We start from the raw sequence: 10742 nt of genomic DNA on the forward strand, positions 1-10742 counted from the left end.
GAGGCCCGGTGCCAGCTGGCACCGGGCCTCCCGTCTGTCCTGGTGTCGCGTCTAGGACGACCGGCGGCTGACCGTGTCGGCCAGCGACGCGAGCTGCTCGCGTGCCGACGGCGTCAACGGCGACGCGTCGAGCGCCGCCTTCGCACGCTGCACGTGCCGGTCGATGGAACGCTCGACCGCGGCGACCGCACCGGACTCGGTGAGGGTGGCGCGGAGCATCTGCACCTGCTCCTCGTCGAGGTCGGGGTCGCCGAGGAGCTCGTCGAGCAGCTGCCGCGGGCCACTGGCCAGCGCCTTGCGGGCCGAGGCGATGAGCACGGTCCGCTTGCCCTCGCGCAGGTCGTCGCCGGCGGGCTTGCCGGTGACCTCGGGGTCACCGAACACGCCGAGCATGTCGTCGCGCAGCTGGTAGGCGACGCCGAGGGGGAGCCCGAAGGCGCGGAGGCCCTCGAGCTGCGAGTCGCTCGCGCCGGCCACCAGCGCGCCGATGACGAGCGGTGCTTCGATCGAGTACTTCGCGGACTTGAAGACGATGACGCGCTGGGCGCGGAGCAGGTGCTCGGACTCGTCGATGACGGGCCAGGCGGTCTCTTCGTGCACGTCGAGGTACTGGCCCGCGGTGACGTCGAGGCGCATCGCGTGGAACTCCTGGCGCACGATGCGGGCTCGTACCGGGTCGAGGAGCGCGAGGCCCTCGTCGAACACCGAGTCGCTGAGGGACAGCAGCAGGTCGCCGAGCAGCAGTGCCGAGTTCGTGCCGTACTGCCCGCGGTCGCCGACGAAGCCGGACTCCTGGTGGAGGGACTCGAACCGGCGGTGTGCTGCGGGACGCCCACGGCGGGTGTCGGAGCGGTCCATGATGTCGTCGTGCACCAGGGCCGCTGCGTGGAAGACCTCGAGCGCTGCGGCGACCGTGACGATCGCCTCGGCCGTGGTCTGGCGGGAGCCCTCCGCCAGCGGGTCGAACGAGCCCGATCGGCCCGCCACCGACTGCCACCCCCAGTAGCAGAACAGCGCCCGGAAGCGCTTGCCGCCGGACAGCAGATCTCGGGCGTACAGGTCGAACGGGGCGAGATCGGGGCTGATCGCGAGGAGCCGTTCACGCTGCTCGTCGAGTGCCCGGTCGATACGCGCCGATACGAGGTCCACTAATCGCGTACTCTCAGCCACAGTCCCTACCCTAGTGGAGCGGTTGGGACATAGAATCGGTCCACTCAACCGAGTGTTTTCCAGCCCGGTTGTTCAACCCCGCGTCGATCCCAGGAACAGAGGGAACCAAGATGCCGCTCTCGGAACAGGAGCAGCGCCTTCTCGAAGAGATGGAGCGCAGCCTCTACCAGAACGATTCCGATTTCGTGGCGCGTGTCACACGTCGACAGGGTCGTCCGACGTACACAGCCATCACGCTCGGAGTGCTCGGTGCACTCGCGGGCGTCGCGATCGTGATCGTCGGTCTCGTGATCAAGGCCCCGCTGCTGGGCATCCTCGGCTTCGTCGTGATGCTCGCCGGTGTCCTCTTCGCGTTGCGCCCGGGCATGCGTGCCCCGAAGGCGAAGCCCGCTCGGCCGGGTGCTCCGGCGTCCGGTGGTTCGGCTCGTCCGGCCAACGGCGGCGGTGGCGGCGGGTCTTTCATGGACCGCATGAACGACCGCTGGGACAAGCGGAACGACCAGGGGCAGTAGCAGCCCTCCACACTCCTCCCTCGTGACGGGGCCGGCCTTCGGGCCGGCCCCGTTTCGCGTTCCCGGGGCGGGCAGGATCGGGCGGGGCAGGTTCGTGTGCGCGCGAGTGGTCACGACATGCCGCGCGGTGGTTGCCCGGGGGCCACGAACTGTCGGCTGTGGTCCGCGCGAGCGGCGGTTCGTGACCACTCGGCGTCGCGGCGGCAGCGCGTCGTGACCGTGCGCTGACCGGCGGCCGGCCGTGGTGGAGCCGACCGCTGGCCCACGTGAGCAACGTGGCGGAGGTGGGGTGGGCCTCCAGGCCGGGGGTGAACCGTCGCCGCGTGTGCGCGCGAGTGGTCACGACATGCCGCGCGGTGGTTGCCCGGGGGCCACGAACTGTCGGCTGCAGTCCGCGCGAGCGACGGTTCGTGACCACTCGGCGTCGCGGCGGCAGCGCGTCGTGACCGTGCGCTGACCGGCGGCCGGCTGTGGTAGAGCCGACCGTGAGCCTCGGCGCGCCACGGGACGCTCCACTGGCTGCGAAAGTCCTCCACTTTCCTCCACGGCCGCCACACCCGCCCAGATCCCCGGCACGACGGGCATCCGCCACCGCTGTGCGGGCTTCGGTGCTGCCGAAACGGCCCCAAAAGGGGTGCCACGGGGCGAAAAGGGAGCGGAATCCTGGCCGAGGGGAGGGCAGTGGAGTAAAGTGGGGCTTGCAACGGTCCGGTGGAGCGGAGGGGAGGCCCGACGTGCTGCTCGGTACTCATGCCCCGAAGCTCGACGAGAAGGGTCGCGTGATCCTCCCCGCCAAGTTCCGGGACGAACTGTCCGGGGGACTCGTGATGACCCGCGGCCAGGAACGCTGCGTCGTGGTCTTCAGCGCCCGGACGTTCGAGGAACTCCACGAACGCATCCGGACCGCACCGATGACGTCGAAGCGCACCAGGGACTACATGCGCCTGTTCCTCTCGGGGGCCAGCGCCGAACAGCCCGACAAGCAGAACCGCGTGACGATCCCGCAGAACCTCCGTGAGTACGCGGGGCTCGAGCGGGACCTGACGGTCATCGGCAGCGGTGACCGTGCCGAGATCTGGTCGACCACCGCGTGGGAGGCCTACTACGCCGAAGCCGAAGAGGCGTTCGCCGACAACGACGAGGAGGTGATCCCGGGGATCTTCTGATCCGTGGATCGGGACTCCCAGCCGTGAAGCCCTGACATCACTTCCCCGATGTCAGGTCGCATGGATGGGGATCCGGACCCGCGGCCCGGAAGACGAGGGGCTGCACATGGCCGACAACGACAACGGGACACCACGCTTCCCGCACACGCCGGTGATGCTCGAGCGCATCGTCGACCTGTTCACGCCGACGCTCGACGGACCGGGCAAGGTCGTCGTCGACGCCACGCTCGGCATGGGCGGACACTCCGAGGGGCTGCTCGAGCGGTTCCCGGACCTGACGCTGATCGGTCTCGACCGTGACACCGACGCCCTCGGCATCGCGGGGGAGCGCCTGGCCCGCTTCGGCGACCGCGTCCGCCTGGTGCACACCGTGTACGACGGCATCGTCGACGCGATCGAGGGCGAGGGCTTCCGTCAGGTCGACGGCGTGCTGTTCGACCTCGGGGTCAGCTCGCTGCAGCTCGACCGGGCCGAGCGCGGCTTCGCGTACAGCCAGGACGCCCCGCTCGACATGCGGATGGACCGGACCGAGGGGCAGACCGCTGCCGACGTCCTGGCCACCTACGACGAGGGCGAACTGCGCCGCATCTTCCAGCGCTACGGCGAGGAGAAGCTCGCCGGCCGCTACGCCCGGGCCATCGTCGACCGCCGCGCGAGCGTGCCGTTCGAGATGTCGGGCGACCTGGTGCAGGTGCTCCACGACGCGACCCCGGTCGCGATCCAGCGCCAGGGCCACCCCGCGAAGCGCGTGTTCCAGGCGCTCCGCATCGAGGTGAACGCCGAACTCAGCGTCCTCGAACGCGCGATCCCGGCGGCGCTCGACGCCATCGCGGTCGGCGGTCGCATCGTCGTGGAGTCGTACCAGTCGCTCGAGGACCGCATCGTCAAGCGGGCACTGGTGGCGCGCACGAAGTCGAGCGCCCCTGCCGGGCTGCCGGTCGAGCTCCCCGAGCACGCCCCCACCTTCTCCCTGATCGTCAAGGGCGCCGAGCTGGCCGACGAGGCCGAGCGCGCCGCCAACCCCCGAGCAACACCCGTGCGCCTGCGCGCGGCCGAGCGGATCCGGAAGTGACATGAGCACGAACCTCGCACTCGTCGACCCCGCCGTCGTCCCGTCCCGCGCCCCGCGCCCGGACCGCCAGAGCCGACCGGAGCTCGTCGAGGCCACACCGACCGCGGCCCAGCGCCGTGCGCGGCCCCGCATCGGCTACGCCGTCACCGCGGTCGTCGCCCTCGGCGTCCTGCTGCTCGCCCAGCTCGGCATCAGCATGGTGCTCAGCCAGGGGGCCTACACGCTGAGCGCCCTCGGCACGGAGCAGACGAACCTGTCCCGCACGCAGCAGTCGCTCTCCGAGGAACTCCGGGTGCTCGACTCGCCGCAGAACCTGGCCCGCAACGCGCAGTCGCTCGGGATGATCGCCAACTCCACGCCGGTGTACCTCGACCCCAAGACGGGCCGGGTGTACGGCACGCCGACGCCCGCGGTCGCCGACCCGGCCACGGCGAGCACGGAGAACCAGGTGCCGAACTCCCTGCTGAACGACGTCCCCCTCGCCGCGAAGCAGGGCGACACGTCGACGAGCAAGGAGACGGGCTCGACCACCGGCAGCGCCAGCACCGCCGGCAGCGCCGACGCGAAGGCCGATGACGCCGCCGACAGCGCGACGAGCAGCACGGCCGGCAGCGCCGCGTCTGAGAAGACGAGCGGCGCCAGCGCGTCGGACGGGGGTTCCTCGAAGTCCTCCGTAGAGTCCGACGCGAACCAGCTCCAGGCGCCCTCCACCCGGTGACCTGCGGGTCTGAACCACCCTCAGCACCATCCGGGAAGGACCGCACCGCGTGACGAAGACGATCCGCAACCGCCGACTGCGCTACAGCATCGTGATGATCGCCGTGATCGCCCTGGTGGGTGTCTTCGTGGTCCGCCTCGTCGACATCCAGGTCGTGCAGGCCTCGGCCCTCAACGAGCAGTCGACCCAGAAGCGCAGCATCCCGGTGACGATCTACGGCACCCGCGGGTCGATCGTCGACCGCAACGGCACGGAACTCGCCGACAGCGTCACCCGGTACAACATCACCACCGCCCCGCGCCTGGTCAAGAAGTTCAAGGGCAAGCTCGGCGGGACCCGGGTCAAGGACATCAGCGTGTCGACGGCGCTCACCGCCCTGGCGAAGGCCTCGGGTGGCGACGTCGCGACCATGCGGAAGAACATCGCCGCGAACCCGAAGTCGGACTTCGCCTACCTGGTCAAGGGCCTCGACGTGAAGCACTACGAGGCGGTCACCGACCTCGGCATCCCCTGGATCTACAAGGAGCAGCAGGCGTCGCGGGTCTACCCGACGGGTGCGACCACGGGCAACGTCACCGGCTTCATGGGCACCGACGGCGCACAGGCCGGCCTGGAGTACGCCTACAACAAGTGCCTCGCGGGCACGAACGGCTCGGAGACGTACGAGCGCGGTGAGGACGGCGTCCAGCTGCCGGGCAGCACCGTGACGAAGAAGCAGGCCAAGGACGGCGGCACGCTCGTCACGACGATCGACAGCGACCTGCAGTACATGGCGTTGCAGACCATCGCCTCTGCCTCGAAGACCCTGCAGGCCGAGTCCGCGACGGCCACGGTCACGAACGTCAAGACGGGTGAGCTGCTCGCGGTCGCCGACTACCCCACCGTCGACCCGAACGACGTGGACGCCACCACCGACAAGGGTGCATACGGTTCCCGGGCGCTCACGGCGAGCTACGAGCCCGGATCGACGATCAAGGCCGCCATCGCCGCGGCCCTGATCGACCAGGGCAAGTCGAGTCCCACCGACCAGGCGGTCGTGCCGTACTCGCGCACCTTCCCCTGGGGCGGCACGATCCACGACTCCGAGTTCCACGAGACCGAGAACCTGACGCTGACGGGCATCCTGCAGAACTCGTCGAACGTCGGCATCACCGAGCTCGGGTCGCGCCTCACCGCGCAGCAGCGGTACGACTACATGCAGAAGTTCGGGCTGTTCGAACCGGAGTCGGCGATCGACTACCCGGGCCAGCCGTCGATGGACTACGGCTCGAGCCCGAACTGGGACCAGCAGACGAACATCAACTCGATGTTCGGCCAGGGCATCTCGACGACCGCGGTCCAGGTCGCCAGCGTGTTCCAGACCATCGCGAACGACGGTGTCCGGATCCCGCTGCACTTCGTCAAGGGCTGCACCACCTCGGACGGCAAGACCATCGACGCGCCCGACGTGCAGAAGCAGCGCGTCGTGTCCGCCGACGCTGCGACCCAGGTCACCGACATGCTCCAGAGCGTGGTCACGGGCGGCACGCTCGTGGGCATGAAGCCGATCTCGGGCTACAACATCGCCGCGAAGACCGGTACCGCCGAGGTGGCCGAGGGCTCGAAGGGCTACGGCGGTCAGCGCATCACCTCGGTGGCCGGAATGGCACCCGCCGAAGACCCCCAGTATGTTGTCACGGTGACGTTCACGAAGCCGCAGACCAACAAGTGGTCGAGCGGAGCGGCTCCGGCGTTCCGCACACTCATGTCCCAGGTGCTCGAGAAGTACCGAGTAGCCCCCTCCGCGTCCGAGGCGAAGCTCTACCCGTCCACGTGGTGAGGAAGAAGGAACACTTGTCCGCACGGATCCCCCCGGTCCTCCGGCCCGAACACCCGACCCCGAGGGCGGTCGCCGAACTCGCGAACGCGTTCGGCCTCCGCGTCGTCGGTTCCCTCGACGCCGTCGAGACGACCGGTGTCACGCTGAGCGCCGCCGAGGTGCAGCCGGGTGACGTCTTCGTCGGCGTGCACGGTGCGAACCGGCACGGCGCGGAGTTCTCCACCGAGGCCGCCGAGCGCGGTGCCGTCGCCGTCCTGACCGACGACGCGGGCGTGGAGAGCGCACGAGCGGCCGGCCTGCCGGTCCTCGTCGTGGACGACCCCCGTGCAGCCCTGGGCGATGTGTCCGCCTGGGTCTACCGCACCCACCCGGACGAGGCCACCGACCTGCCGCAGCTGTTCGCCGTCACCGGCACGAACGGCAAGACGAGCACGTCGTACATCCTCGAGGGGATCCTCAAGCAGCTCGGCCTGGTCACCGGCCTGAGCTCGACCGCCGAGCGCCACATCGGCACGCTCAGCGTGACGAGCCGCCTCACCACGCCCGAGGCCAGCGAGATGCACGCGCTCCTCGCCCGGATGCGCGAGAGCGAGGTGCGCGCGGTCGCCGTCGAGGTGAGCGCGCAGGCCCTCAGCCGCCACCGGGTCGACGGCATCGTCTTCGACGTCGCGGCCTTCACCAACCTGTCGCACGACCACCTCGACGACTACGCCGACATGGAGGAGTACTACCAGGCGAAGCTCCCGCTGTTCCAGCCCGAGCACGCCCGTCGCGGCGTCGTCTCGCTGGACACCGACTGGGGCCACCGCGTGGTGCAGGACTCCCGCATCCCGGTCACGACGATCACCGTGCACCCGGACGTCGAGGCCGAGTGGCACGTCGACATCGTCGAGGCGCACGCCGCGTACACCGAGTTCCGCCTGACCGGTCCCGAGGGCCGCGAGCTCACGACCCGTGTGCCCCTGATCGGCTGGCACATGGCCGCGAACGCCGCACTGGCGATCGTCATGCTGGTCGAGGGCGGTTTCGAGCTCGGTGCCATCGCGCACGCGCTCGACAGCAACCACCGCCGCTACCCGGACGAAGACGACCGCGACGAGCACGAGGCCCGAAGCGACCGCGACGGCGCCGTGCGCCGCGTGTCCGCCATCGAGTGCTACCTGCCCGGCCGGACCGAGCGTGTCTCGGGCGAGCACGGCCCGAGCGTCTACGTCGACTTCGGCCACAGCGCCGACGCGTTCGAGAACACCCTCGCGGCCGTCCGCCAGTTCACGTCCGGCAAGGTCCTCATGCTGTTCGGCGCCGACGGCGACCGCGACACCACGAAGCGCGGCGACATGGCCCGCGTCGCGGCGGCCGGTAGCGACATCCTCGTCGTCACCGACCACCACCCCCGCTTCGAGGACGCCGCGTCGATCCGGAAGACCCTGGTCGACGCTGCGCGCGAGGCGTTCCCGGACCACGAGCTGCACGAGGTGAGCCCGCCCGAGGCCGCCATCCGCTTGGCCGTCGGTCTGCTCGGCGAAGGCGACTCCATCCTCTGGGCCGGCCCCGGCCACCAGGACTACCGCGACATCGCCGGTGTCCGCACCCCCTACTCGGCACGCGACGAGGCCCGTCAGGCCCTGCGCGAAGCCGGTTGGGAGCCGAACTCCGGTCCGGCCGAGGACCTCCGATGATCGCGCTCACCCTCGCCGAGATCGCCACCGCGGTCGGCGGCGAGCTGATCGGTGGTGCCCAGGCGACCGACGTCGCCGAGCCCGGCGACCTGGTGGTGGAGGGCTCGGTCGAGACCGACTCGCGCCTGGTCGGCCCCGGCAGTGTCTTCTTCGCCCTGCCTGGCGAGGTCACGGACGGGCGCCGCTTCGTGCCCGCCGCGACCGAGGCGGGTGCCGCGCTGGTCATCACGCCCGAGCGCGTCGAGACCACCGCGCCGCAGATCGTCGTCGCGGACGGCTACGCAGCACTCGCCGCGCTCGCGCACGAGGTCGTCACCCGGGTCCGGATGGCATCCGCCGACCGCGTCGACGCCGAGGGGCGTCCCGCACCGCTCAAGGTCGTCGGCATCACCGGCTCGAACGGCAAGACGAGCACGAAGAACATGCTCCGGACGATCCTCGAGCAGCACGGCGAGACCGTCGCGCCCCAGGGGTCCTTCAACAATCACGTCGGAGCACCGATCTCGATGCTCCGGGTCGCGTACGAAACGCGGTTCCTGGTCGTCGAGATGGGTGCGAGCGGCGTCGGCCACATCGCCGCACTCGTGCGCATCGCCGAGCCGGACGTCGGTGTCGTGCTCAAGGTGGGCCTCGCGCACGCCGGCGAGTTCGGCGGCATCGAGGCGACGCAGCGCGCGAAGTCCGAGATGGTCACCGACCTGCCCGCCTCCGCGACCGCGCTGCTCAACGTCGACGACGACCGGGTCGCGTCGATGCGCGAGCTGACTGCCGCGCAGGTGGTCGGCTTCGGTACGTCGGCGGATGCCGACTACCGCATCACCGGCATCGAGACGGACCGCAGCGGCACCCGCTTCACCCTCACCGCGCCTCCCGTCCCCGTAGGCGACCCGTCTGCAGACGGAGGCCGACCGGGAGGCCCGGATCACGTGGACGTGCGCCTCGCGATCCTGGGTGAGCACCACGCGATGAACGCGGCCGCCGCCCTGACGGTCGCCCACCGCTGGGGCGTCCCGCTCGCCGACGGCGCCGCGGCGCTCGCGTCGATGACGCGCGCCGAGCGCTGGCGCATGGAGCTGCTGCAGGGCGGCCCCGAGGGCGTCACCGTGATCAACGACGCCTACAACGCGTCGCCGGACTCGACCGCAGCGGCGCTGCGGACCCTGGCGCAGATCGTGCGCCCGGGGGAGCGGACCGTCGCCGTGCTCGGCGAGATGGCCGAGCTCGGCGAGTTCTCGACCGAGGAGCACGACCGCATCGGTCGGCTCGTCGTCCGTCTCGGCATCGGACAGCTCGTGGTCGTCGGCCGCGGCGCGATGCCCATCCACCAGGCAGCCACCCTCGAGGGATCGTGGGACGGCGAATCGGTGTTCATCGAGGACGTCGACGACGCCGTCCGGTCACTCCAGGACATGCTCCGCCCCGGCGACGTGGTCCTGGTCAAGTCCTCGAAGTCGGCCGAACTGCGATTCCTCGGCGACCGCCTCGGAGGTGTCACCGAATGATCGCGCTCCTCATCGCCGGCGCTACGTCGCTGGTGTTCACGTTGCTGCTCACCCCGTTCTTCATCAAGCTCTTCCACCGTCTCGGGTGGGGGCAGTTCATCCGTGACGACGGTCCGCAGTCGCACCACACCAAGCGCGGCACCGCGACGATGGGCGGCATCGTCCTCATCATCGGCGCCGTGATCGGGTACTTCGTCGGCCACCTGGTCGGACGTGACTCGATCACCCTGTCCGGCCTGCTCGTGCTGTTCCTCATGGTGGGGCTGGGCTTCGTCGGCTTCATCGACGACTTCCTCAAGGTCCGGCGCCAGCGGAGCCTCGGGCTCGGCGGGTGGGCCAAGGTCCTCGGCCAGGTCATCGTCGGCGTCATCTTCGCCACGGTCGCCCTGGTGGTGCCGACGTCGAACGGCAAGCCCCCGGCGTCGACCATGATCTCGGCGATCCGGGACATCCCGTGGCTCGACTTCATGGCGCTCGGCACGGTCATCGGCACCGTGCTGTTCCTGGCCTGGATCGTGCTGCTCACGGTGTCGACGTCGAACGGCGTCAACGTCGCGGACGGGCTCGACGGTCTCGCGACCGGCTCGAGCATCCTGGCGATCGGCTCGTACGTCATCATCGGCTTCTGGCAGTCCAACCAGATCTGCGGTGGTGCCCGTCTCGACGCGAGCACGGAGCACGCCTGCTACACCGTGAGCAACCCGCTCGACCTGGCGGTCGTCGCGGCCGCGGTCTGCGGTGGGCTCATCGGGTTCCTCTGGTACAACACCTCGCCGGCGCAGATCTTCCTCGGCGACACCGGTTCGCTGGGCCTCGGTGGGGCGCTGGCGGGTCTCGCGATCCTCAGCCGCACCGAGCTCCTGCTCATCCTGATCGGTGGCCTGTTCTTCATCGTCACCGGCTCGGTCATCCTGCAGCGGGCGTACTTCAAGATCACCCACGGCAAGCGGATCTTCCGGATGAGTCCGCTGCACCACCACTTCGAGCTGAAGGGGTGGGCCGAGGTGACGGTCGTCGTCCGGTTCTGGATCATCGCGGGGCTCTTCGTCGCCGCGGGGGTCGGCCTCTTCTACCTCGAATGGATCGCACGCGTTGGTTGACCCG

9 protein-coding genes are annotated in these 10742 nt (G+C 70.1%); 8 read left to right on the plus strand and 1 reads right to left on the minus strand.

What is annotated here, in order from left to right; translation table 11 throughout:
- Positions 1-51 precede the first annotated feature (51 nt).
- Positions 52-1149, minus strand: coding sequence for a polyprenyl synthetase family protein (locus EDF47_RS00145; protein WP_235036036.1), 1098 nt, complete (start codon positions 1147-1149; stop codon positions 52-54).
- Positions 1150-1280: 131 nt separating this feature from the next.
- Here EDF47_RS00145 and EDF47_RS00150 point away from each other — a divergent pair, with 131 nt between their 5' ends.
- The 8 genes from EDF47_RS00150 (at position 1281) to mraY (ending at position 10738) form a co-directional block, all read left to right on the plus strand.
- The gene (locus EDF47_RS00150; RefSeq protein ID WP_123292458.1) at positions 1281-1682 is read left to right on the plus strand and encodes a DUF3040 domain-containing protein; all 402 of its coding nucleotides are present in this window, start codon (positions 1281-1283) and stop codon (positions 1680-1682) included.
- A gap of 734 nt (positions 1683-2416) precedes the next feature.
- Entirely contained in the window at positions 2417-2848 is a 432-nt protein-coding gene (gene mraZ, locus EDF47_RS00155) for a division/cell wall cluster transcriptional repressor MraZ (protein ID WP_071254530.1), read from the plus strand.
- 106 nt (positions 2849-2954) lie between these two features.
- Positions 2955-3920, plus strand: coding sequence for a 16S rRNA (cytosine(1402)-N(4))-methyltransferase RsmH (gene rsmH / locus EDF47_RS00160; protein WP_123292832.1), 966 nt, complete (start codon positions 2955-2957; stop codon positions 3918-3920).
- A 1-nt stretch (position 3921) separates the two neighbouring features.
- On the plus strand, positions 3922-4638 hold the full coding sequence (locus tag EDF47_RS00165; RefSeq protein WP_131879001.1) for a hypothetical protein: 717 nt from the start codon (positions 3922-3924) through the stop codon (positions 4636-4638).
- Between the two features lie 49 nt (positions 4639-4687).
- Entirely contained in the window at positions 4688-6457 is a 1770-nt protein-coding gene (locus tag EDF47_RS00170; protein WP_123292460.1) for a penicillin-binding protein 2, read from the plus strand.
- A gap of 14 nt (positions 6458-6471) precedes the next feature.
- Positions 6472-8136, plus strand: coding sequence for a UDP-N-acetylmuramoyl-L-alanyl-D-glutamate--2,6-diaminopimelate ligase (locus EDF47_RS00175; protein ID WP_131878999.1), 1665 nt, complete (start codon positions 6472-6474; stop codon positions 8134-8136).
- Positions 8133-9638, plus strand: coding sequence for a UDP-N-acetylmuramoyl-tripeptide--D-alanyl-D-alanine ligase (gene murF, locus EDF47_RS00180; RefSeq protein WP_131878997.1), 1506 nt, complete (start codon positions 8133-8135; stop codon positions 9636-9638). The genes EDF47_RS00175 and murF overlap by 4 nt, the downstream gene beginning before the upstream one ends.
- Complete coding sequence (mraY, locus tag EDF47_RS00185) at positions 9635-10738, plus strand: phospho-N-acetylmuramoyl-pentapeptide-transferase (protein WP_123938314.1); 1104 nt, start codon at positions 9635-9637, stop codon at positions 10736-10738. Before murF ends, mraY begins: the two co-directional genes overlap by 4 nt.
- Positions 10739-10742: the final 4 nt, after the last annotated feature.

Origin of the sequence: Curtobacterium sp. PhB190, from assembly GCF_004365385.1 — a bacterium.
Classification (GTDB): Bacteria; Actinomycetota; Actinomycetes; order Actinomycetales; family Microbacteriaceae; genus Curtobacterium.

Excerpts from the sequence above, each read along its gene's own strand:
- EDF47_RS00150 (WP_123292458.1), top strand. The coding sequence starts at position 1,281 with ATGCCGCTCTCGGAACAGGAGCAGCGCCTTCTCGAAGAGATGGAGCGC.
- rsmH (WP_123292832.1), top strand. The coding sequence starts at position 2,955 with ATGGCCGACAACGACAACGGGACACCACGCTTCCCGCACACGCCGGTG.
- EDF47_RS00165 (WP_131879001.1), top strand. The coding sequence starts at position 3,922 with ATGAGCACGAACCTCGCACTCGTCGACCCCGCCGTCGTCCCGTCCCGC.
- murF (WP_131878997.1), top strand. The coding sequence starts at position 8,133 with ATGATCGCGCTCACCCTCGCCGAGATCGCCACCGCGGTCGGCGGCGAG.
- mraY (WP_123938314.1), top strand. The coding sequence starts at position 9,635 with ATGATCGCGCTCCTCATCGCCGGCGCTACGTCGCTGGTGTTCACGTTG.